This window comes from Variovorax sp. TLI9-5A, from assembly GCF_056867935.1.
Genome location: NZ_CP200310.1, coordinates 5,595,509 through 5,616,600 on the forward strand (window position 1 = coordinate 5,595,509; position 21,092 = coordinate 5,616,600).

A 21,092-nucleotide genomic window follows, 5' to 3' on the forward strand; every position below is an offset into this window, starting at 1 on the left:
GGTCAGCGCAGACGCTGCGAGAGCGCATCCATCGAGGCCATGTAGGCCGAACGATAGGGCTCGTCCAGATTGATGAAGTGCACCAGCAGGGTTTCGTCGGAAGCCAGGTGCGGTGGCGTGTTGATGCTCAGGTTGTCGACGATGCCCTGCTCGTTCACCAGCCCCGCTCCGGACAGCACTTCGTTGGTGTAGTACTGATCGCCCTGGCTGCTGTAGACCGCCGATTTGTCGTCGACCTCGCCGATGCGCTGCCAGATGCGCGCCAGCAGCTCGGCGTTGCCCTGGGTGTTCAGGAAACCCATCACGCCCGAATTGAAGGACCAGCCGCCCACGTCCTTGGCGAGCAGCAGTTCGCGCCCTTCGAGCAAGGCGTCGATCCGGCGGCTCTGGTTGAGGAAGAGCACGTCGGCATCGATCCAGATCACCCACTTGTGATGCGCGATGTGCTGCTGCAGCAGCCAGCTGCGCACCCATGATCCACCAATGCTGGCGTCGACGGCTTCGGGGATCGCACGGTACACGTGGTACGCATAGCCGTGCCTGTCGCAATAGCGCTTCACGTTGTGCTCGGACACCCGCGCGTAGCTTCCGACGTGGTGCGTGTAGAGCGTAACGAAGGCGATGTCGGCGCTGGCGTTGTAGCTCGACACCCGCTCTTCCGACAGCGCCGGATAAGCTGCGGGCTGCAGCACGGGCTGGCCGTGGATCAGCGCATTGTTGACCTGCGCCACAAGCATGTCTTGCAGGTTCTGGTCGTGGAGCAGCATCTCGCGCCATCCACCCTCCGGCGCCACGATGGGCAGCGGCCCGAGGTTGACAACGAAGATGCGCGCCAGGAACCACTGCGGAATGCGCCACGACACGTTGACGTAGATGTCGCCGACCGTCGCGTTGCAGCCGAGCAGGCCTGCCGGACGCAGTCGGGCGGCTTCATCGACGGCGCGATTCACCAGTGCGATGACATAGCCCGCATCGTCCATCAGCCCGAGCAGCATGGCGCGGTTGGCTGGCGTATTGCGCAGCACCATCATGTTGGTCATCGCCGGACCGGGGCGGTCGCCACTGGGAGGCCCTTCGACGACCAGCGAATCCCGCCCCTGCATCAGTGTTTCGACGGCAACCGGATGGAACACCACCGAGTCGCCATCGAGAAACAGAAGCCAGTCGTTCTCCGGCAGCGCGCGCAGGTGGCGCAGGATCTGGCTGTATTTCGCGCTGTCGCGCAATGCCGGGTGACGGATGCGATCGGCCTCGATCCACTGGTGCGGATAGCCGAACCGCCGGCAATAGTGCGCGTGATTGCGCAACACGGCCTCGTCCTTGCGCGGGAAGAAACTGAGGCACAGCGGCATGAGCGACTACTCCGTCAGGCGATCGCGCGAGAGGGTGCGCCTGGCGCCGCGGTACAGTGCCGAGCCTGCAAGCGCAGTCCATGAAAGCGCCGAAGCGTCGGCAAGCAAGGCCCTGCGACGCGCTTCGCTGTCCGGATTGCCCACCCAGCGCCCCGCATCCCGCGCCGCAGCGAAACCCTGCAGCATTCCGTCGAGCGGCACCCCATCACCGATGCTCTGGTTGCAAAGCATCGCCATGTCGCACCCGGCCTCCAGCGCAGCAAGCGCCGCATCGGCAAAGCTGAGCAGCTCGCCGTCGATGTAGCGTCCTGCCTCCATGCTCAAGTCATCGCTGAATACCGCGCCCTCGAATGCAAAACGCTGGCGCAGCACATCCTTCAGCCACTTCTGCGAAAACCCCGCCGGCCGCTTGTCCACCTTCGGATAGATCACATGCGCCGGCATCACCGCCGCGAGCGAGCCCGACAGCCAGTCGTACGGTTTCGCATCGTCGGCCAGGATGGCCTTGAGGCCACGCTTGTCCACCGGGATCTCGACGTGCGAGTCGGCATGCACGAAGCCGTGCCCCGGAAAGTGCTTGCCGCAGTTGCGCATGCCCATCTGCAGCATGCCGTGCATCACGCTCTTGGCCAGCAGCGCGACCACGCGCGGGTCGCGGTGGAAGCTGCGGTTGCCGATGACGCTGCTGCCGCCGTAGTCGAGGTCGAGCACGGGCGCGAAGCTGAAGTCGACGCCGCAGGCGCGCAACTCGCCCGCCAGCACCTGCCCGACCGCCGTCGCGGCCTGGGTGGCGCGCATGGCGTCGTGCACCCAGAGTTCGCCGAGCGCGCGCATCGACGGCAGGTGGGTGAAACCGTCGGTGCGGAAACGCTGCACGCGGCCGCCCTCGTGATCGACGCAGATCAGCAGGTCGGGCCGGATCGACTTGATCTCGGCGTTGAGCGCGGTCATCTGCGCGCGGTCCTGCCAGTTGCGGGCGAAATGGATCACGCCACCCACGAGCGGGTTGGCAACGCGCCGGCGGTCGGCATCGGTGAGTTCGGTGCCGGCAACGTCGATGATCAGCGGCGCGTGGGGGCGTTCTTCGGCAAGCCCGGCGGTCGTCATGTTTTCTCCACCACCACGAAGCTCGCGGCGTATTCGGTTTCGTCGGTCACGGTCACGTGGGCGGTGAGGCCCTGGGCCTCGAACCAGTCTTTCAGGCCGCCATGCAGCACGATGACGGGCTTGCCGCTACGCAGGTTGGCGATCTCGCACAGCCGCCAGCTCATGGGCGAGCGCATGCCCAGCCCGATGGCCTTGCTGAAGGCCTCCTTGGCGGAAAAACGGGTGGCGAGATAACTCAGGCCGCGCTTGGGCCAGCGCGCGCGGCGGGCTTCCCAGACCTTGAATTCGGCGTCGCTCAGCACCTTGCGGGCAAAGCGCTCGCCCTGGCGCTCGAAGGTCGCGGCGATGCGACGCAGGTCGCAGATGTCGGTGCCAATGCCGTAGATCATGCGGCGCCAGCGCTCATTGCTGTTGCTGCTCTTGTTGTTGCCGCTGCGCCTCGCGGATGCAGCGCAGGTAGTCGCGCGTGGCGGCCGTGTAGCCAAGCTCGAGCGCGTCGGCGACGAAGGCGTGGCCGATGGAAACCTCCTGCACGCCCGGCACGGCGCGCAGGAAGGCCGTGAGGTTGTCGCGGCTCAGGTCGTGTCCGGCATTGACGCCGAGGCCTGCCGCAATGGCCGCGCGCGCCGTTTCGGCATAGCGCGCGAGCACGGCCTGCTCGTTCGACGTGCCGCGCGAGGCCGCGTAGCCTTCGGTGTAGAGCTCGACCCGGTCGGCGCCCACGGCCTTGACGGCGGCCATCATCTCGGGAATCGGATCCATGAACAGGCTGACGCGCACGCCCAGCGCCTTGGCTTCGGCGATCAGCGGACGCAGGCGCTCGGCGTCGTCGGGGAAGGTCCAGCCATGGTCGCTGGTCGACTGGGTTTCGCTGTCGGGAACGAAGGTGGCCTGGTGCGGCTTGAGGGTGCGCACGAAGTCCATCAGGTTCTGGAAGGGGTTGCCCTCGATGTTGAACTCGATGGCCGGCCAGTCCTTGGCGAGCAGCGCGGAAAGATCGCTCACGTCGTGAGCGCGGATGTGTCGGGCGTCCGGCCTCGGATGCACCGTGATGCCGTGCGCGCCGGCGGCCAGGCAGGCCTGCGCGGCCTTCACCACGCTCGGAATGCCCAGATGGCGCGTGTTGCGCACCAGGGCGACCTTGTTGAGGTTGACGGACAGCGAGGTGGCGGCGTTGGCGCCGGCTTGGCCCGGAGTGCTCATAGTGCTTGCAGGTCTCTCATCATTTGCCGCGTTCGCAGCGTGGACACGCCGCAATGGTAGTTGAGCAAGGCGCGCAACTGGTTTCGCAGGGCACTGTTGCTGCCGGCGTTCATGGTGGCAATTTCACGCAAGGTGGCGGTAAATGGCGCGCGGTCGTCCAGCACGGCCTGCAGGGCCTGCCAGTCGGCACCGGTCAGCGCGGCCTCGTCGTCGCCGGCCTCGCGCAGGCCGGCCTCGGGAACGAGGCTGTAGCGCAGTCCGCCGGCGAGCGGCTCCAGCGTCAGGGTCTGGACGTCGAGCGACGGCAGCAGGCCGACTGCGCGCAGCAGCAGCAGCTCGAAGGCGCGCAGCGCGGCCGCCTGAGCCGCGGCTTGGGCGCCGGCATGGTCGCCCGCCAGCACCTGCACGACGCCGGCATAGGCGTCGAACAGCGCCTCGTGGGCGTCGTCGCGCGCCAGCAGACGCAGCAGCAGCTCGTTGACGTAGTAGCCCGACAGCAGCGCCTCGCCGGTCGGCATCACATGGCCGCCCATCCATTCGGCGCCCTTGAGCGTACGGATCTCGGCGTCGCCACCATAGTTGAGCTGCAGCGGCTGCAGCGGCAGCAGCACCGGACGGAAGTTGGAACTCGGCCGCTTCGCCCCCTTGGCCACGAGCGCGATGCGCCCGTGGTGCCGGGTGAAGACTTCTAGGATCAGGCTCGACTCGCTCCAGTCGTAGCGGTGGAGCACATAAGCCGGCTCGTGCGAAACGCGGTGGGTGGCCATGTCAGTGCGCTATGGAGCATCGAGGCTTGAAGGCGGCAAACGCCGTGGAGCCGGCTTCGCCGGGCCACTGGCATTGCCCCCTGCAAGGGGGTTGGCAGCTACGCGAAGCGAGCAAGCCTGGGAGTTTGCCTACTCATAGCCGAAGGAGCGCACGCGGGCCTCGTCGTCGGCCCAGCCGGAGCGCACCTTCACCCACAGCTCGAGGAACACCTTGGCGTCGGCCAGCTTCTCGAGCTCGACGCGGGTTTCCATGCCGATGCGCTTGATGCGCTCGCCCTTGTCGCCGATCACCATGGCCTTGTGGCCGTCGCGCTCGACCACGATGGTGGCGGCGATGCGCAGCAGGCGCTTCTGGCCCTTCTTCTGGGGCGGCTCCTCGTCGAACTTGTCGATGACGACGGTGGAGGTGTAGGGCAGCTCGTCGCCGGTCAGGCGGAACAGCTTCTCGCGCACCAGCTCGCCGGCGAGGAATTTCTCGCTGCGGTCGGTCAGCTCGTCCTCGTCGTAGAACCAGGGCTGCTCGGGCAGGTACTTTTCGCAGATGCCGAACAGGCGCTCGACGTCCTTCGGGTTCTTGGCCGACATCGGCACGTACTCGGCGAACTCGTGCTTCTCCTGCATGCTCTTCAGCCAGGGAGCGATGTCGCCGCGACGGTGCACGTTGTCCAGCTTGTTGGCCAGCAGCACCGTCGGAATGCCCTTGCCGAGCAGCTTGAGCACGCGCTCGTCGGCCTGGGTGAAGCTGCCGGCCTCGACCACGAACAGGATCAGGTCCACGTCGCCGACCGCGCCCTGCACGGTCTTGTTGAGCGACTTGTTCAGCGCGTTGGCGTGCAGGGTCTGGAAGCCCGGCGTGTCGACGAACACGAACTGCGTGGCGCCCAGCGTGCGCATGCCGGTGATGCGGTGGCGCGTGGTCTGCGCCTTGCGCGAGGTAATGCTGATCTTCTGGCCGACCAGGGCGTTGAGCAGCGTCGACTTGCCCACGTTGGGCTTGCCGACGATGGCGATGAGGCCGCAGTGCTGGGGACCTTGGGGACCAGCGGCACCCTCGCCGCCTTCGGCGTCTTCGGGTTCCGCTACGGGATTGATAGCATCGTTCATTCTGGGATTCACGCGGCGCCGCGTGCCTTGAGCCGGATCAACATGGCCGCCGCGGCAGCCTGCTCGCCGGCGCGGCGCGAGCCGCCGATGCCGCGTTCGCGAAGGCCCAGCTCGGGCACCTCGCACTCGACATCGAAAGTCTGCTTGTGCGCCGCGCCCAGTGTGGCGGCAACGCGGTACACCGGCAGCTTCATTTTGTGACCCTGCAGCCATTCCTGCAATTCGGTCTTCGGGTCCTTGGCCGCGGCTTCCATGCGCGGGTTGATCTCGACCGACTCATAGAGACGGTGCACCAGCGCCTGGGCGGCGGCAAAGCCGGCGTCGAGGTAAACCGCGCCGATCAGCGCCTCCAGCGCGTCGGCCAGGATCGACGGCCGGTTCGGGCCGCCTGAGCGTGCTTCGCCTTCGCCGAGCCGCAGCAGCGGCGACAGCGCCAGCCCCACGGCCAGGCGATGCAGGGTGTCTTGTTTGACGAGGTTGGCCCGCACGCGCGAGAGATCGCCCTCGGGCAGCGCCGACAGGCGCTGGTAGAGCAGGTGCGAGACCGCGAGGTTCAGCACCGAGTCGCCGAGGAATTCGAGGCGCTCGTTGTGATCGGCCGAGAAGCTGCGGTGCGTGAGCGCGAGCTGCAGCAGCCGCGGGTCGGAGAAGGTGTGCTGCAGGCGCGCCTGCAACGCGGCCAGGCTGCCGTCCACCTTTTTAGGCGCCGTGTTCAGCGGGTTTCGCCCTTGTACTTGAGCGTGAGGTAGGCCGGGCCGAAGAGCGGAATCTCGCGCTCGTACGAGTACGAAACGACCACCTTGTCGCCGACCTTCTTGATGTCGAGGTCCTTGCCGCTGACCGACTTGAAGTCGTCGATGGCCTGGGCGCGATCGAAGATGGCGCGCACCTCGGGCACGGTCGTGCCTTCCTTGGCCTTGTTGGCGGCCTTGTCGATGGCCTGCCACTCGATCAGCGTCGGGATGACCTGCGCGATGACCACGCCCAGGCACCCGAGCACGGCCGCGACGAACACCAAGCCGATGAACGAAATGCCACGTTGCTGCGCAGCGCTGCTGCGAACGGACCGATGTGCTCTCATGCCCTCATACCCCTCGAACTGTGCTTGCAGATGAATGCTTGTTTATTGAAACGGACCGATGCGTCCCAGGTCGCCGAAGTTCATCCAGACAAAGAAGGCCCTGCCCACGATGTTCTTGTCCGGCACGAAGCCCCAGAAACGCGAGTCGGCCGAATTATCGCGGTTGTCGCCCATCATGAAATAGTTGCCCGGCGGGACCTTGCAGACCACGCCTTCGGCCGAGTATCGGCAGTTCTCGATGCCAGGGAAGTTGAAACCGCTGGCTCCGGGGATGAAGGACGGCGTGGTTTCGTCGTTGAGGATCTTGTGCTGCTTGCCGCCCAGGTCCTCGTCGAACTGCTTGAGCAGGCGCATCGATTCGCCGTCGAGGTAGTCGGCGGCCGCCACCTTGGACACCGGCTGGCCGTTGATCGTGAGCTTCTTGTTCAGGTAGGCCACCTCGTCGCCGGGAATGCCGACCACGCGCTTGATGTAGTCCATGCTCGGCTTGGGCGGGTAGCGGAACACCACCACGTCGCCGCGCGCCAGGGGCGTGCCCTCGGTGATCTTGGCGTTGATGACGGGCAGGCGCAGGCCGTAGGTGAACTTGTTGACCAGGATCAGGTCGCCGGTCAGCAGCGTGGGCATCATCGAGCCCGACGGAATCTTGAAGGGCTCGTAAAGGAAAGAGCGCAGCAGGAACACCACCAGGATCACCGGGAACAGGCCGGCGGTCCAGTCGAGCCACCAGGGCTGCATCAGCAGCCGCTCGCTTGCCTTGGCATCGACCGTGTCGACCTGGTTGATGCCCTGCCCCGCCAGGCGCGCATTGCGCTCGGCCAGCGAGGCGTCGAGCTTCGCGGCCGCCTGCTCGCGCCGCGGCAGGAAGTAGAAGCGCTCGGCCAGCCAATAGAGGCCGGTGACCACCGTGGCCAGGAACAGCAGCAAGGCGAAGTTGCCTTCGATCGCGTTGAAGTACCAGGCGCCGACATAGGCGGCGAAGGCCGCGAGGACCAAGGAGGTGATGAATGCCATTTTTTGATCAGTCTTCGACTTGCAGAATGGCGAGGAAGGCCTCTTGCGGGACCTCGACGGAGCCGATCTGCTTCATTCTTTTCTTGCCCGCCTTCTGCTTCTCGAGCAGCTTCTTCTTGCGGGTGATGTCGCCGCCGTAGCACTTCGCCAGAACGTTCTTGCGAAGTGCCTTGATTGTCTCACGCGCAATGATGTTCACCCCGATGGCGGCCTGGATCGCCACGTCGAACATCTGGCGCGAAATGATCTCGCGCATCTTCGAGGCCACCGCCCGGCCGCGGTACTGCGACTGGGAGCGGTGCACGATGATCGAGAGCGCGTCGACCTTCTCGCCGTTGAGCAGGATGTCGACCTTCACCACGTCGGAGGCGCGGTACTCCTTGAACTCGTAGTCCATCGAGGCGTAGCCGCGGCTCACCGATTTGAGCTTGTCGAAGAAGTCGAGCACGATCTCGCCGAGCGGCATCTCGTAGGTCAGCATGACCTGGCGGCCGTGGTAGGCCATGTTCATCTGCACGCCGCGCTTCTGGTTGGCCAGCGTCATGACGGCGCCGACGTATTCCTGCGGCATGTACAGGTGCACGGTGACGATCGGCTCGCGGATTTCCGCCATCTTGCCCACGTCGGGCATCTTGGACGGGTTCTCGACCATGATCACTTCGCCATCGTTCTTGACCACCTGATAGACCACGCTCGGCGCGGTCGTGATCAGGTCCTGGTCGAACTCGCGCTCCAGGCGCTCCTGCACGATTTCCATGTGCAGCAGGCCGAGGAAGCCGCAGCGAAAGCCGAAGCCGAGCGCCTGGCTCACCTCGGGCTCGTAGTGCAGCGAGGAGTCGTTGAGCTTGAGCTTTTCCAGCGCGTCGCGCAGCGAGTCGTACTCGCTGGCTTCGGTCGGGTAGAGGCCCGCGAACACCTGCGGCTGGATTTCCTTGAAGCCCGGCAGCGGCTCGCTGGCGGTGGCGGCTGCGCCACCGGTACCCGTGCGGATCAGCGTGACGGTGTCGCCGACCTTCGCTGCCTGCAGCTCCTTGATGCCGGCGATGATGAAGCCCACCTCGCCCGCTTCGAGCGACTGGCGTGGCTCGGTGTGGGGCGTGAACACGCCGAGGTTGTCGGCGTTGTAGGTGGCGCCCGAGGCCATCATCTTGATGCGCTCGCCCTTGGCGAGGCGGCCGTCGACAACGCGCACCAGCATCACGACGCCGACGTAGGGGTCGAACCAGCTGTCGATGATCATCGCGCGCAGCGCTGCATCGGGATTGCCGCGCGGCGGCGGCACCTTGGCGACGATCGCCTCGAGGATCTCGTCGATGCCCATGCCGGTCTTCGCGGAACAGGGAATCGCATCGGACGCGTCGATGCCGATCACGTCCTCGATCTCCGCCTTCGCGTTGTCGGGGTCGGCCTGCGGCAGGTCCATCTTGTTGAGCACCGGCACGACCTCGACGCCGAGGTCGAGTGCGGTGTAGCAGTTGGCCACCGTCTGCGCTTCGACGCCTTGCGATGCATCGACGACGAGCAGTGCGCCTTCGCACGCGGACAGCGAGCGGCTCACTTCATACGAGAAGTCGACGTGGCCCGGCGTGTCGATCAGATTGAGGTTGTAGACCTTCCCGTCGAGCGCCTTGTAGTGCAGCGCAGCCGTCTGCGCCTTGATGGTTATCCCACGCTCTTTTTCGATGTCCATCGAGTCGAGAACCTGCGCTTCCATCTCGCGCTCCGCGAGACCGCCGCAACGTTGGATCAAACGGTCTGCGAGCGTCGACTTGCCATGGTCGATGTGCGCAATGATCGAAAAATTTCTGATGTGATTCATCAACGGGAACGCTTAAGTACTTGAATTGGCTCGTACGCAGAGTGCTACAGGCAAGAAAAAGGGCGCGTCTTCTGGAGACGCGCCCTGAACCAACAAGCAATGGCAACTGCAGTAGTTGGAGCTTCATTGTAGGCAAAAAGGGAAGCGCGTACATCCGGGAACAGGGTCCAAAAGGGTCGTTGCAGGTCCACAACATCAAAGATACGAACAGGTTATCCACAGGATCGGTGAAGTAGTTACTGAACAACTTGTGGGCGATCTGTGGAGCACCGGTGGACTGCCATCTGACATCTCGCATGGTGAAGGTCGAGGCATTCCTTATGCGCCGACCGGCCACCGAGAGTGCCCTATTCTACCGAAATCCGTCCTTAGCCCTTTTGAAAGTTAGTAGGCGCCAACCGAAATCACCTTTTTCGGGTCGCCCGATTTTTTTAGAGGCCGGCGCCGGAACGTCGTAAACACCTCAAAAAAACGGCCCCAAACCCGACTACCGGGTGGGGCCACTTGACGCCAGACCCGGATCAGCGTGTCTGCCGGATCAGCGCGTACTGCGCCCAGTCGCCACGGCGGAACAGCACACTGAGCGCCTTGCTCTTGTCGGACTTGGCCACGGCGGACTCGAACTCCCGCGCATTCGACACGTCGGTGTTGCCGACCGCCATGATGATGTCGCCCTCGCGCAGGCCCGCACGGGCCGCGGCATCGGTGGCGGCATCGACCTTCACGCCGCCCTTCACCTTCAGCTCCTTCTTCTGCGCATCGGTGAGATCGCTCACGGCCAGGCCCAGCGACTTGGCGGCGGCGGATGCCGGCGGCTTCTGCGCCGGCTCGTCGCGATCGCTCGCGCGCTTGCTGGGCTTGTCGGGCTCGATCTCGGCGATGGTCACGCTCAGGTCGCGCGAGGCACCGCGGCGGAACACGGTGAGCGTGCTCTTCGTGCCCGGCTTGGTGTTGCCCACCAGGCGCGGCAGGTCGCTCGGCTTCTCGATGGGCTTGCCGTCGAACTTGGTGATGACATCGCCCGGTTCCACGCCGGCCTTCTCGCCCGGCGAGCCCGCTTCGACGCCGCGCACCAGCGCGCCCTGCGGCTTGCCCAGGCCGATGGCCTCCGCCACGTCCTTCGTGACCTGGTCGATCTGCACCCCGATGCGACCACGCGAAACGCGGCCCGAGGTGCGCAGCTGATCGCTCACGCGGATCGCCTCGTCGATCGGAATCGAGAACGAGATGCCCATGAAGCCGCCCGAGCGCGAATAGATCTGGCTGTTGATGCCGACCACCTCGCCGCGCATGTTGATCAGCGGGCCACCCGAGTTGCCCGGGTTGATGGCCACGTCGGTCTGGATGAACGGCAGGTATTCGCCGGTGTCGCGCTGCTTGGCGCTCACGATGCCGGCGGTGACGGTGTTCTCGAGGCCGAAGGGAGAGCCGATGGCCATCACCCACTCGCCCACGCGCAGCTTGGAGATGTCGCCGACCTTCACGGCTGGCAGGCCTGTCGCCTCGATCTTCACGACGGCGACGTCGGTGCGCTTGTCGGCACCGACGATCTTGGCCTTGAACTCGCGCTTGTCGGGCAGCGTGACCAGCACTTCGGAGGCGTCCTCGACCACGTGTGCGTTGGTCATCACGTAGCCGTCGGGAGTCAGGATGAAGCCGGAGCCGACGCCGCGCGGACGCTCTTCTTCCTGCGGCTGCTGCGGACGATTCTGGCGCGGCCCCTGGCGCGGCTGGCCCGGCAGAGGCTGGCCGAAGAAGCGGCGGAAGAACTCCTGCATTTCCTCGTCCATCTCGCCATTGCCGCCGCGCTGCACGACCTTCTCGACAGTGCGGATGTTGACGACGGAGGGGCCGACCTGATCGACCAGGTCGGTGAAATCGGGCAGCGTGCGCGTCTGCGCGTGGACCGGCTCGACCGGAAGGAATGTGGCGCTTGCGGTCAGCGCGAGTGCGCAGGCCAGCAGGCCGGAACGAAACTTGTGTCCCTCGACTTTGAAGATCATCGGCTTTCTTTCAAAAGAACAGAGCGGCGAAAAACAGGTCTATGAGTCTGCTCTGCAGGCTTGGTTCAGCGCAATCGGCGCTTCTCAGGCCCGTCAGCGCGTGCGCGCGAGGCTTTGTGCGAATGCGTTCAGCGTCTGCTGCGGCACTTCGCCGACCGCGGTCAGCCACCAGTCGCTGGCCGGCTCAGGCAGGCGGCGGCGGATCGCGTTGGTCGCGCCGATGGTCAGCACGCCATCGCGCGGCGAGCGCGCCGGGTCGTAGCGTTCGATGAAGAGCGACACGGAAGCAAGGCCGTCGGAGAAAGTCCACTGGACCGTGGCTGCATCCTGCTGTTTTGCCTTGCCGCCGCTGTCGTCACCCGATGTCGGGCGGCGGAAGAAGCTTCGGGGCTTGAATCCGGCCACGGGCGTGCGCAGAGTCCAGCCTTCGTCCTGCGCGTTGCTGCGTTCGAGTTCGAGCTTCTCGACCCGGTAGCCTGCGGTGTTGGACATCATCTGCGCGAGCGCCTGCGCCTTCACCGGCGCATCGAGCTGAAGCTCGGAGAAGGCCGACTGCTCCACCACGCGGGAGTCGCTGTCGACGGTCTGCAGCTTCACCACGAGGCCCGAGCGGCGCTCGCTCCAAATGCGATAGCCGAAGCGCAGCCCGTCGTGCGGCACCAGCTGCACCACGTCGGCGTCGAAGCCGGCGACGCGATCCTTGCCGATCGCGCGCACGTCGTAGAAATCGCCGATCGAGGAATCGGGCTTGTCCGGCAGATTCGGGAAGAGATCGAGGTTCTCGCGCTTCTCGACCTTCACCACCTTCGCCTCCGGCAGGAAGGTCATGACGTTGCGGTTGCGCCGGAAGGTGGAGCGCGGCGGCCCCGTCAAGGCCTCGATGCGCTCGATCTGGTGTTCGCCGTCACGCACATGCCAGATGCGCGCGCTCGACAGGTCGCCGCCCGGCGCAGACACCACGAAGGTGCCCACGTAGTTGCGCTGCCGGGCACCGGTGTGCATGCGCTGCAGCCACTCGGTCACGTTCATGGCCGGCGGCTCGTCCGTCTGCGCGGTTGCCGCACTCTTCGCATTCGCGGTGCCCGAGCGGGTCTGCGCGGTGGCGGCCTGCGCGAGGCAGAAAGCAGCAAACACAAGCACGAAGGCGCGTGCGGAGATCGGCATCGGAACGGTCATTACGGGCGGCTAGGGGTGCGCGCGCTCATCAGCGCGTCGGGCCCTCGAAAGTGGCATTGCGCAGGAAACCGGAAGGCATTTGCGAAGCGCCGCCGGCCTGCTGGTGCGCCTCGAGGAGTTGATCGAGACGCGGATCGCGCAGCATGACCTGGGGATTGCCGTTGCCCACGATCACGCGGGTCGGGGTCAACGTGTTGCTGACAGCCTGCGGGCCGTTGCCGTTGTTGGCAGCGGCCGCCGCCAGCACCGAGTTGACGGCCGGCTGCTGTTGCTGCTGCACGGAAGCCAGCTGCGCACCGCCTTGCGGCACCGGCGAGCCATTGCCGACCAGCGTCCAGCTGATGGCGGCAACGGCCATCAGCGACGCGGCGCCAGCCACCAGCTTCCAGCGGAACACCGGCTCGTTGGCCGCTTCCGCCCTGCGCCGCACAGGGACCGCCACCGGCACGGCGACGGGCTCCTGCACCGGAGCCATCATCACCGGTTCAGCCGCCAGTCGCTGCTGGAAGCGCGCCAGGAACGCCGATGTATCGCTGCACGGCGAATGGGAACCGGAACGCAGCACGTCGCCCACCACGTGGTAGGCCTGCCATGCCGCACGCGACTCGCCTTCGGCGCCGATCGCTTCAATGGCTTGCGCGAACGCCTCGCCCTGCAAATGACCATCCGCAAGTGCGGACACCTGTTCCCGAACCGTCATCGTCTGATTCATTTCATTCACCTGCTTACTTACCAACGCTTGCCGGACTGGTTGTCCAGCAAGGGCTTGACCCTGGCCGAAATGGCCTCGCGCGCCCGAAAAATCCGCGAACGCACCGTGCCGATAGGGCAATCCATGACCTCGGCAATCTCTTCGTAACTCATGCCCTCGATTTCGCGCAGCGTGACCGCCTGGCGCAACTCGGCGGGGAGCGCTTCCATGGCGGCTTCGACGGCGGCGGCGATTTCGTTCGCCGCCAGGACCGATTCGGGGGTTTCGTCGGTGGTTGGTTCGTTTCCGGGACGGTAAGTTTCATCCTCGTCCTCGGAAGAAGGCCTCAGGGCCGCCTCGGAGATGGTCGGATCGCGCTTCATGTCCACCAACGCCTTCTTGGCGGTGTTGACGGCGATCCGGTAGAGCCAGGTATAGAACTGCGCCTCGCCGCGGAACTGATGCAGCGCGCGGTAGGCTCGGATGAAGGTTTCCTGCGCGATGTCCTCGATCAGATCGACGTCGCGCACCATCCGCCCGATCAGGCGCTCGATGCGGCGCTGGTACTTGATGACCAGCAGTTCGAAGGCCTTCTGGTCCCCCGCGACGGTGCGCTGGACCAGCTGGAAGTCGACCTCACCCGGACGCGCCGCCACGGCGGGCGCGTCTGTCAGGCCGGAATCCGGCGGCACGGGCGGGGAAGTGGTCATCGACGAAGGTTCAGGGCGCGTCGGCCGGAGCTGTCGCGCGCCAGGGGTCGGCCGCGGGTGCGGCGGCCGGGGGGCGCGAATATACCGCGCGGCGCAGGTCGCGCCAGCGCTCGGGCATGGCCCGCTGCTCGATCCAGATCCAGCGCCCCGCACGGCCCGGCTCGCTGAGCCGCAGCAGCATCAGCGACTGGAAATCGAGCGCCACGGATGCCCGTGCGGCGTGCACGTCGCGGGAAGCTTGGTTGCCCGTCAGCGACCAATAGAGGCCGTCGAAGTGAAGCACGCCAGCGCCCTCCTGCCGCAGGCCGAAGCCCGCCGCGACGCCCGCGAAGACGACACTGAGAACCAGCAGTAGATGGCGCCACCCGACGCTATCGAAGAGATAGCAGGACGCGCCAGCGCAAAGAGCGCCCAGCGCCCAGAGAACGACAAGAATCCGGGTTGCGCCACGCGAGCGCCCCACCGGATAGGTCACCGACGGCGCGCTGTGCATGACAGAGCGACGCTCAAGCGCGCTTGAACACCAGCGTGCCGTTGGTGCCGCCGAAGCCGAAGTTGTTCTTGACCGCGACGTCGATCTTCAGATCGCGCGCCTCGTTGGCGCAGTAGTCGAGATCGCACTCCGGATCCTGGTTGAAGATATTGATGGTCGGCGGGCTCTTCTGCTCGTGCAGCGCCATCACGGTGAACACCGACTCAATGCCGCCCGCGCCGCCCAGCAGGTGGCCGGTCATGGACTTGGTCGAATTGACGACCAGCTTCTTCGCGTGATCGCCGAAAGCCAGCTTGACCGCATTGGTCTCGTTGACGTCGCCGATCTGCGTGGAAGTACCGTGCGCATTGAGGTATTGCACCTGATCGGCGTTGACGCCCGCGTTCGACAGCGCCATGGCCATCGAGCGGCGGGGGCCGTCGACGTCAGGCGCGGTCATGTGATACGCGTCGCCCGTCAGGCCGAAGCCTGCGACCTCTGCATAGATCTTGGCGCCGCGAGCCTTGGCGTGTTCGTACTCCTCGAGCACCAGCACGCCGGCACCCTCGCCCAGCACGAAGCCGTCACGGTCCTTGTCCCACGGGCGCGAGGCCGTAGCCGGATCATCGTTGCGGGTGCTCAGTGCGCGAGGTGCTGTGAAGCCGCCGATGCCGAGCGGGGAAATGGTCGACTCCGCACCGCCAGCGATCATGACGTCGGCGTCGCCGTACTCGATCATGCGAGCCGACGTACCGATGGCATGCAGGCCGGTGGTGCAGGCGGTCACGACCGCGATGTTCGGGCCCTTGAAGCCGTACTTGATCGAGACGTGGCCGGAGATCATGTTGATGATCGAAGCCGGCACGAAGAACGGCGACACGCGGCGTGGGCCGCGGTTCATTAGCTCGCCATGCGTTTCCTCGATCATCGGCAGGCCGCCGATGCCCGAGCCGATGTTGCATCCGATGCGCACGGCCTGTTCATAGGAGAGCGCTTCGCCGGTCGGCAGTCCGCTGTCCTGCACCGCCTGGACTGCGGCGGCAAGCCCCAGATGAATGAAGCGGTCCATGTGACGCGCTTCTTTCTCCGAGATGTATTGGGTGATGTCGAAACCCTTGACCTCACCTGCGAACTTGCAGGCGAAGGCGCTTGCATCGAACGCGGTGATGTTCGCAATGCCCGACTTCCCGGCCAACAGGTTGGCCCAGGATTCGGCAACGGTGTTTCCGACAGGAGCGATGCAACCGAGTCCGGTAACGACGACGCGGCGTTTGGTCATGCCGGCAAACCTTTCTGAAAGCGCTGAACAGTTGCCTGTCGGCGCGTGCGGTTCAAGAAAAAGCCGCCGGCCGCAGTCGCAATGTTGTTGTCAGCTGGCCGATCAGGCCTTTTGATTCTTGGTGGCGTAGTCGACGGCGTTTTGCACCGTGGTGATCTTCTCGGCATCTTCGTCGGGAATTTCGATGCCGAATTCGTCTTCGAGTGCCATCACGAGTTCGACCGTGTCGAGAGAGTCGGCGCCGAGGTCAGCCACGAAAGCCTTTTCGTTCGTCACCTGGGACTCTTCCACGCCGAGTTGCTCGGCGATGATTTTCTTGACACGTGCTTCGATATCGCTCATTTGGTTCCCTCTGAGGGTTGTAGGTAATCGGTGGATTTTAGCCGGGCGCATTGTGGCATTTGCCGTGCCCCCGGTGCGGAGAAAACTTGCGCCTTGCGGCTACATGTGCATGCCGCCGTTGACGTGCAGCTCCTGCCCCGTGACGTAGGACGCCTGGGGCGATGCGAGGTACGCCACCGCGTGCGCGATGTCGGCCGGCTTTCCCAGGTGGCCCAGCGGGATCTGCTGGAGCAGCGCCTGTTGCTGGGCTTCGGGAAGGCTGGCCGTCATGTCGGTCTCGATGAAACCGGGTGCGACGCAGTTGACGGTGATGTTGCGGCTGCCCAGTTCGCGGGCCAGCGCACGGGTCATGCCCGCGACGCCGGCCTTGGCGGCCGCGTAGTTGGCCTGGCCGGCGTTGCCGGAAGCGCCCACCACGCTGGTGATGCTGATGATGCGGCCGTAGCGCTGCTTCATCATCGGACGGATCACCGCGCGCGACAGGGAGAAGACGGCCTTGAGATTGGTGTCGAGCACCGCGTCCCAGTCGCTGTCCTTCATGCGCATGGCGAGCGTGTCGCGCGTGATGCCGGCGTTGTTGACCAGCACGTGGATGGCGCCGTAGGCCTGCACGATCTCGTCGATCAGCGCCTCGACAGCGGCGCCGTCATTGACGTCGAGCGCACGGCCGCGGCCGCCGTACGCGCTCAGGGCAGCAGTGATCTTGGCCGCGCCGTCGTCGGTGGTGCCGGTGCCCACGACCTTGAGGCCGCGCTGGGCCAGCTCCAGCGCGATCGCCGCGCCGATGCCGCGCGTCGCGCCGGTGACCAGGGCTACCTGCCCTTCGAATTTGGGAATGCTCATAGAAAAAGTATGGGAGCCTTGCGCCGGTCAGCCGGCGAGCGATTGTCGGGTGTCCGCGAGCGTTGCCGGGTCGTACACCGACGCGGCTTCCAGATCGGGGGCGATGCGCTTCACCATGCCGGCCAGCACCTTGCCGGGGCCGCACTCGATGATGGCGGCTACACCGCGCAGTTTCAAGGCCTGCACGCTCTCGACCCAGCGCACCGGGCCTGCAGCCTGGCGCACCAGGGCGTCGCGGATACGGTCGGCGTCGGTCTCGACGGCGACGTCGATGTTGTTCAGCACCGGAATCTGCGGCGCGGCCAGCGTGATCGAAGCCAGTTTCTCGCGCAGCGCTTCCGCCGCGGGCTTCATCAGGCTCGAATGGAACGGCGCCGAAACCGGCAGCAGCAGCGCGCGCTTGGCGCCGTTGGCCTTCAGCAGCTCGCAGGCCTTGTCCACGGCGGCCTTGCTGCCGGCGATCACCGTCTGCGTGGGGTCGTTGAAGTTCACCGCCTCGACGATTTCCTCGCTGCCGGCGCCGAAGCTGGCCGTGGCTTCCGCGCAGCCCGCGACCACCTTGCCCGACTCCATGCCGAGCACCGCAGCCATCGCACCGACGCCGACAGGCACTGCCTGCTGCATCGCCTGCGCGCGAAAACGCACGAGCGGCGCGGCCTGCGCGAGCGTCAGCACGCCCGAAGCCACCAGCGCCGAATATTCGCCGAGCGAATGGCCGGCCACGACGGAGGGCGTTGCGCCGCCTTCCGCCAGCCAGGCTCGCCAAGCGGCGACACCCGCCACCAGCATCACCGGCTGGGTGTTCGTGGTGAGCGCCAGTTCTTCCTTCGGACCGTTCTTGATCAGCGCGCCGACGTCCTCGCCGAGTGCCTCGGAGGCCTCGCGCAGCGTTTCGGCCACGGCCGGATGTTCACCCCAAGCGTCGAGCATGCCGACTGCCTGCGAGCCCTGACCCGGAAAGACAAATGCAAAGGATTTCATTGTTTTATGCGTCGTCTCGCATTGCGGGCGCCCTCAGGGGCACCGCAACGCACTCACTAACTACAGATTCAATAGCACCGCGCCCCAGGTGAAGCCGCCGCCCACACCTTCGAGCATGAGCGTTTCGCCTTTCTTCACCTTGCCGGAGCGCACAGCCTCGTCGAGCGCCAGCGGAATCGAGGCGGCGGAGGTGTTGCCGTGCTCGTTGACCGTGACGATCAGCTTCTCGCGCGGAAGCCTCAGCTTCTTCGCGGTGCCTTCCATGATGCGGATGTTTGCCTGGTGCGGAATGAGCCAGTCGATGTCGGTGTCGACCTTGCCGGCCTTGGCCAGCGTGGCGCGCGCCGCTTCCTCGAGCACGCGGACCGCGAGCTTGAAGACGGCCTGGCCGTCCATGTGCAGCAGCGGCGTGCCCAGCACATTGCCGCCCGACACATGACCCGGCACGCAAAGAATGCCGACGTGCTTGCCGTCCGCATGCAGGTCGCTGGCCAGAATGCCGGGCTCCTCGCTGGCTTCGAGCACCACGGCACCCGCGCCGTCGCCGAACAGCACACAGGTGGTGCGGTCGTTGAAATCGAGGATGCGGGAGAACACTTCGGCACCGACCACCAGCGCGCACCGCGCTGTGCCAGTGCGGATCATCGCGTCGGCGACGGTGAGCGCGTAGACGAAGCCGCTGCAGACCGCCTGCACATCGAACGCAGGGCAGCCGGCAATGCCGAGCTTGTTCTGGAGGATGGCGGCCGACGACGGGAACACCATGTCGGGCGTGGAAGTGGCGACGATGATCAGGTCGACGTCGCTGGCCTTGCGGCCGGCGGCTTCCAGCGCGTGCCGGGCCGCCTCGAGCCCGAGATCGCTGCTCGTGACATCGGGCGCGGCGAAATGCCGGGCATGAATGCCGGTGCGCTCGACGATCCACTGGTCGGAGGTTTCGATGCCTCGCGTAGCCAGATCCTTGGCGAGATCGTCATTGGTCACGCGGCGTGGAGGCAGGTAGCTGCCAGTGCCGGTAATGCGTGAATAAGGGGTCATCAAACGTGAAGGGTCGTCGCGTCGACCGGCGCCGCCGGCTCCTGCCGCGCGAGCAAAGGCGCGGCGTGGGCGATGCGGGCCCGCACGCGATCGAGCAGGTTGTTGCGAGCGGCATCATAAGCGCGATCCAGCGCATGACCGAAAGCCACCTCGTCAGCCGAGCCATGGCTCTTGAAAACCAGCCCGCGCAGCCCCAACAGGGCCGCACCGTTGTACCGACGATGATCCAAGCGACTTTTGAACGCTTTTAGGACCGGATAAGCAACAATTGCTGCAATCTTGGTAAAAAGACTCCGCGAGAATTCGACGCGAATGAACTCGCCGATCATCGACGCCACGCCCTCGCTGGCCTTCAGCGCCACATTTCCGACGAAACCGTCACAAACGACGATGTCGGTCGTCCCCTTGAAGATATCGTTGCCTTCCACGTTGCCGTAGAAATTCAGATCCTTGGAGTTGGCAGCCGTACGCAGCAGTTGGCTTGCCTTTTTGATCGTTTCGCTGCCCTTGATGGCTTCTTCGCCAATGTTGAGCAGACCGACCGAAGGCGCTTCGTTGCCGGTGAGCGCCGACACCAGAGCCGAGCCGAGCACGGCGAACTGGAGCAGGTCTTCAGCGTCGCAATCGACATTTGCGCCCAGGTCGAGCACGGTCGTCGCCCCGCCCTTGGCGTTGGGAAGCTGCGGCGCGATCGCGGGGCGATCAATGCCTTCGAGCGTCTTGAGCAGGTAGCGCGCGATCGCCATCAGGGCGCCGGTATTGCCGGCGGAGACGGCCGCTTGTGCGGCGCCGTCCTTGACCTGCTGGATCGCGACGCGCATCGAAGAATCCTTCTTCTTGCGCAGGGCGATTTCAATCGGATCGTCCATGCCCACGACTTCGCTGGCGGCAACGATGCGGGCACGCGGGTGGGCGGCAAACCCGGCCAGCGCGGCCGGTGCGCCGACGAGCAGCAGCGAGGCGTCGCTGTGCCGCTCGAGAAACGCGCGGCAGGCCGCGAGCGTGACGCGCGGCCCATGGTCACCCCCCATGCAATCCACGGCGAGCGTGATTGCGGAAGGCGCAGCGGTGTTTTCGGGAAAAGAAGGCGTAGCCATCAAAACAAAGGCCCGACGCTACGGCAAAAGTAGCTTCGGGCCTTGGCCTTGGGATGCGGGATCAGGCTTCGGACTTGTTCTTGAGCACCTGGCGGCCACGGTAGAAACCGTTGGGGCTGATGTGGTGGCGCAGGTGGGTTTCACCGGTGGTCGGCTCCACGGCGATGCCGGGCACGACCAGTGCATTGTGGGAACGGTGCATGCCGCGCTTGGAAGGCGACTTCTTGTTTTGCTGGACGGCCATGATGGCTCCTGGACTGTTAGGTTGGTGACTGGATGCGGGCTCAAGCGGTGGCAATACAAAAAACTTGGCAGCATGTATGGAATGCCCCTGTTGTTGTTTCGTGTATCGCTGCTCACGGTGGCGCGCGCGAAGCCCATGATTATAGCCCAGCCTGAGGCAAAGGGCTACTTCCCCTCTTCCGGCTTGCGCGAACGCAACGCGCCGAGCACTGCGAAGGGGTTCGGCTTGGCCTCTTCTGCTGCCTGGAAGTCCTCGTCGCTGGACGAAAGCTGAACCGGCGTGGGGCAGACGTCGTGGGCCGGCATGACGGGGATTTCCATCAGAAGCTCGTCCTCGATCAGGGCATGCAGATCGAAATCCCGGCTCACGACGAGCAGGTCTTCCTCGGATTCCTCGTCTTCCGCCTCGGCAACCTCCTCGTTGGCCACGAAACGGAACCAGCGGTCCACGGTAAGCGATGTATCTACCGGCGACAGGCAACGCTGGCAAACCAGCGGCACGATGGCCTCCGCTTCCAGATGCAGCCAGGGCACGGGCTTTCCGTCAGCGCCGGGGCGGTCTTCGCCGTGGGCCGTCCAGTTCACCACCGCATCGGGAGCGGGAGCAGCCAGTTCGGCGACCAGGCGTACGTATTTCGGAACCGGATCTGCGGCTTCCATCGTGGCGCCAGCGGCGGCGAAGCCGGGCACATTGAGCCGTTCGGGGGCGAATTCTCTCTTCATCCGCGCCAGTCTAGCGCGCCGGCCGCCCTGCCGGCATGGGGCATGCC

23 protein-coding genes are annotated in these 21,092 nt (G+C 65.4%); all 23 read right to left on the minus strand.

What is annotated here, in order from left to right:
* Positions 1-2 precede the first annotated feature (2 nt).
* The 23 genes from AC1VNX_RS26635 to AC1VNX_RS26745 all read right to left on the minus strand — a co-directional run bounded on the left by AC1VNX_RS26635 (position 3) and on the right by AC1VNX_RS26745 (position 21,045).
* Positions 3-1,352, minus strand: coding sequence for a galactosyl transferase GMA12/MNN10 family protein (locus tag AC1VNX_RS26635; protein ID WP_483160593.1), 1,350 nt, complete (start codon positions 1,350-1,352; stop codon positions 3-5).
* A 6-nt stretch (positions 1,353-1,358) separates the two neighbouring features.
* A complete protein-coding gene (gene nagZ, locus AC1VNX_RS26640; protein ID WP_483160594.1) occupies positions 1,359-2,459 on the minus strand; it encodes a beta-N-acetylhexosaminidase in 1,101 nt (366 codons plus the stop codon).
* Positions 2,456-2,848 (minus strand): holo-ACP synthase, encoded by a 393-nt coding sequence (gene acpS, locus AC1VNX_RS26645; RefSeq protein ID WP_301507853.1) that lies wholly within the window; start codon positions 2,846-2,848, stop codon positions 2,456-2,458. Before acpS ends, nagZ begins: the two co-directional genes overlap by 4 nt.
* A 13-nt stretch (positions 2,849-2,861) precedes the next feature.
* On the minus strand, positions 2,862-3,662 hold the full coding sequence (locus AC1VNX_RS26650) for a pyridoxine 5'-phosphate synthase (protein ID WP_483160595.1): 801 nt from the start codon (positions 3,660-3,662) through the stop codon (positions 2,862-2,864).
* Positions 3,659-4,429 (minus strand): DNA repair protein RecO, encoded by a 771-nt coding sequence (gene recO, locus AC1VNX_RS26655; protein ID WP_483160596.1) that lies wholly within the window; start codon positions 4,427-4,429, stop codon positions 3,659-3,661. Before recO ends, AC1VNX_RS26650 begins: the two co-directional genes overlap by 4 nt.
* 129 nt (positions 4,430-4,558) lie before the next feature.
* Positions 4,559-5,533 carry a GTPase Era gene (gene era / locus AC1VNX_RS26660; protein WP_301507850.1) on the minus strand — a complete coding sequence of 325 codons (975 nt, stop codon included), beginning with the start codon at positions 5,531-5,533 and terminating at the stop codon, positions 4,559-4,561.
* 8 nt (positions 5,534-5,541) lie between these two features.
* Positions 5,542-6,228: a ribonuclease III gene (gene rnc / locus AC1VNX_RS26665; RefSeq protein ID WP_301507849.1), complete on the minus strand. Its 687-nt coding sequence runs from the start codon at positions 6,226-6,228 to the stop codon at positions 5,542-5,544.
* 17 nt (positions 6,229-6,245) lie between these two features.
* Positions 6,246-6,614: a DUF4845 domain-containing protein gene (locus AC1VNX_RS26670; RefSeq protein ID WP_301507848.1), complete on the minus strand. Its 369-nt coding sequence runs from the start codon at positions 6,612-6,614 to the stop codon at positions 6,246-6,248.
* Between the two features lie 42 nt (positions 6,615-6,656).
* On the minus strand, positions 6,657-7,628 hold the full coding sequence (gene lepB, locus AC1VNX_RS26675) for a signal peptidase I (RefSeq protein WP_483160597.1): 972 nt from the start codon (positions 7,626-7,628) through the stop codon (positions 6,657-6,659).
* A 7-nt stretch (positions 7,629-7,635) separates the two neighbouring features.
* Positions 7,636-9,447, minus strand: a complete 1,812-nt coding sequence (lepA, locus tag AC1VNX_RS26680; protein ID WP_483160598.1) for a translation elongation factor 4 — start codon at positions 9,445-9,447, stop codon at positions 7,636-7,638.
* A gap of 521 nt (positions 9,448-9,968) precedes the next feature.
* On the minus strand, positions 9,969-11,450 hold the full coding sequence (locus AC1VNX_RS26685; RefSeq protein WP_483160599.1) for a DegQ family serine endoprotease: 1,482 nt from the start codon (positions 11,448-11,450) through the stop codon (positions 9,969-9,971).
* Positions 11,451-11,543: 93 nt separating this feature from the next.
* Complete coding sequence (locus AC1VNX_RS26690; RefSeq protein WP_483160600.1) at positions 11,544-12,626, minus strand: MucB/RseB C-terminal domain-containing protein; 1,083 nt, start codon at positions 12,624-12,626, stop codon at positions 11,544-11,546.
* Positions 12,627-12,654: 28 nt separating this feature from the next.
* On the minus strand, positions 12,655-13,338 hold the full coding sequence (locus AC1VNX_RS26695) for a sigma-E factor negative regulatory protein (RefSeq protein WP_483160601.1): 684 nt from the start codon (positions 13,336-13,338) through the stop codon (positions 12,655-12,657).
* Between the two features lie 17 nt (positions 13,339-13,355).
* A complete protein-coding gene (gene rpoE / locus AC1VNX_RS26700; protein ID WP_483160602.1) occupies positions 13,356-14,027 on the minus strand; it encodes an RNA polymerase sigma factor RpoE in 672 nt (223 codons plus the stop codon).
* Positions 14,028-14,037: 10 nt separating this feature from the next.
* A complete protein-coding gene (locus AC1VNX_RS26705) occupies positions 14,038-14,310 on the minus strand; it encodes a hypothetical protein (RefSeq protein ID WP_483160603.1) in 273 nt (90 codons plus the stop codon).
* Between the two features lie 223 nt (positions 14,311-14,533).
* Positions 14,534-15,778 (minus strand): beta-ketoacyl-ACP synthase II, encoded by a 1,245-nt coding sequence (fabF, locus tag AC1VNX_RS26710; protein ID WP_301507840.1) that lies wholly within the window; start codon positions 15,776-15,778, stop codon positions 14,534-14,536.
* 102 nt (positions 15,779-15,880) lie between these two features.
* The gene (gene acpP, locus AC1VNX_RS26715; RefSeq protein ID WP_007830471.1) at positions 15,881-16,120 is read right to left on the minus strand and encodes an acyl carrier protein; all 240 of its coding nucleotides are present in this window, start codon (positions 16,118-16,120) and stop codon (positions 15,881-15,883) included.
* 99 nt (positions 16,121-16,219) lie between these two features.
* Positions 16,220-16,963, minus strand: a complete 744-nt coding sequence (gene fabG / locus AC1VNX_RS26720; protein WP_483160604.1) for a 3-oxoacyl-ACP reductase FabG — start codon at positions 16,961-16,963, stop codon at positions 16,220-16,222.
* Positions 16,964-16,990: 27 nt separating this feature from the next.
* Positions 16,991-17,944: an ACP S-malonyltransferase gene (gene fabD / locus AC1VNX_RS26725; protein ID WP_483160605.1), complete on the minus strand. Its 954-nt coding sequence runs from the start codon at positions 17,942-17,944 to the stop codon at positions 16,991-16,993.
* A 60-nt stretch (positions 17,945-18,004) separates the two neighbouring features.
* A complete protein-coding gene (locus AC1VNX_RS26730; RefSeq protein WP_483160606.1) occupies positions 18,005-18,982 on the minus strand; it encodes a beta-ketoacyl-ACP synthase III in 978 nt (325 codons plus the stop codon).
* Positions 18,982-20,079: a phosphate acyltransferase PlsX gene (gene plsX / locus AC1VNX_RS26735; RefSeq protein WP_483160607.1), complete on the minus strand. Its 1,098-nt coding sequence runs from the start codon at positions 20,077-20,079 to the stop codon at positions 18,982-18,984. Before plsX ends, AC1VNX_RS26730 begins: the two co-directional genes overlap by 1 nt.
* 61 nt (positions 20,080-20,140) lie before the next feature.
* Positions 20,141-20,323 (minus strand): 50S ribosomal protein L32, encoded by a 183-nt coding sequence (gene rpmF, locus AC1VNX_RS26740; RefSeq protein WP_007830466.1) that lies wholly within the window; start codon positions 20,321-20,323, stop codon positions 20,141-20,143.
* A 164-nt stretch (positions 20,324-20,487) separates the two neighbouring features.
* On the minus strand, positions 20,488-21,045 hold the full coding sequence (locus AC1VNX_RS26745; RefSeq protein ID WP_483162020.1) for a YceD family protein: 558 nt from the start codon (positions 21,043-21,045) through the stop codon (positions 20,488-20,490).
* Positions 21,046-21,092 lie beyond the last annotated feature (47 nt).

Excerpts from the sequence above, each read along its gene's own strand:
- nagZ (WP_483160594.1), bottom strand. The coding sequence starts at position 2,459 with ATGACGACCGCCGGGCTTGCCGAAGAACGCCCCCACGCGCCGCTGATC.
- AC1VNX_RS26635 (WP_483160593.1), bottom strand. The coding sequence starts at position 1,352 with ATGCCGCTGTGCCTCAGTTTCTTCCCGCGCAAGGACGAGGCCGTGTTG.
- AC1VNX_RS26730 (WP_483160606.1), bottom strand. The coding sequence starts at position 18,982 with ATGACCCCTTATTCACGCATTACCGGCACTGGCAGCTACCTGCCTCCA.
- acpS (WP_301507853.1), bottom strand. The coding sequence starts at position 2,848 with ATGATCTACGGCATTGGCACCGACATCTGCGACCTGCGTCGCATCGCC.
- lepA (WP_483160598.1), bottom strand. The coding sequence starts at position 9,447 with ATGAATCACATCAGAAATTTTTCGATCATTGCGCACATCGACCATGGC.
- acpP (WP_007830471.1), bottom strand. The coding sequence starts at position 16,120 with ATGAGCGATATCGAAGCACGTGTCAAGAAAATCATCGCCGAGCAACTC.
- AC1VNX_RS26650 (WP_483160595.1), bottom strand. The coding sequence starts at position 3,662 with ATGAGCACTCCGGGCCAAGCCGGCGCCAACGCCGCCACCTCGCTGTCC.
- AC1VNX_RS26685 (WP_483160599.1), bottom strand. The coding sequence starts at position 11,450 with ATGATCTTCAAAGTCGAGGGACACAAGTTTCGTTCCGGCCTGCTGGCC.
- rpoE (WP_483160602.1), bottom strand. The coding sequence starts at position 14,027 with ATGACCACTTCCCCGCCCGTGCCGCCGGATTCCGGCCTGACAGACGCG.
- fabF (WP_301507840.1), bottom strand. The coding sequence starts at position 15,778 with ATGACCAAACGCCGCGTCGTCGTTACCGGACTCGGTTGCATCGCTCCT.
- plsX (WP_483160607.1), bottom strand. The coding sequence starts at position 20,079 with ATGGCTACGCCTTCTTTTCCCGAAAACACCGCTGCGCCTTCCGCAATC.
- AC1VNX_RS26695 (WP_483160601.1), bottom strand. The coding sequence starts at position 13,338 with ATGAATCAGACGATGACGGTTCGGGAACAGGTGTCCGCACTTGCGGAT.
- recO (WP_483160596.1), bottom strand. The coding sequence starts at position 4,429 with ATGGCCACCCACCGCGTTTCGCACGAGCCGGCTTATGTGCTCCACCGC.
- lepB (WP_483160597.1), bottom strand. The coding sequence starts at position 7,628 with ATGGCATTCATCACCTCCTTGGTCCTCGCGGCCTTCGCCGCCTATGTC.
- AC1VNX_RS26745 (WP_483162020.1), bottom strand. The coding sequence starts at position 21,045 with ATGAAGAGAGAATTCGCCCCCGAACGGCTCAATGTGCCCGGCTTCGCC.
- fabG (WP_483160604.1), bottom strand. The coding sequence starts at position 16,963 with ATGAGCATTCCCAAATTCGAAGGGCAGGTAGCCCTGGTCACCGGCGCG.
- AC1VNX_RS26690 (WP_483160600.1), bottom strand. The coding sequence starts at position 12,626 with ATGACCGTTCCGATGCCGATCTCCGCACGCGCCTTCGTGCTTGTGTTT.
- fabD (WP_483160605.1), bottom strand. The coding sequence starts at position 17,944 with ATGAAATCCTTTGCATTTGTCTTTCCGGGTCAGGGCTCGCAGGCAGTC.
- era (WP_301507850.1), bottom strand. The coding sequence starts at position 5,533 with ATGAACGATGCTATCAATCCCGTAGCGGAACCCGAAGACGCCGAAGGC.
- AC1VNX_RS26670 (WP_301507848.1), bottom strand. The coding sequence starts at position 6,614 with ATGAGAGCACATCGGTCCGTTCGCAGCAGCGCTGCGCAGCAACGTGGC.
- rpmF (WP_007830466.1), bottom strand. The coding sequence starts at position 20,323 with ATGGCCGTCCAGCAAAACAAGAAGTCGCCTTCCAAGCGCGGCATGCAC.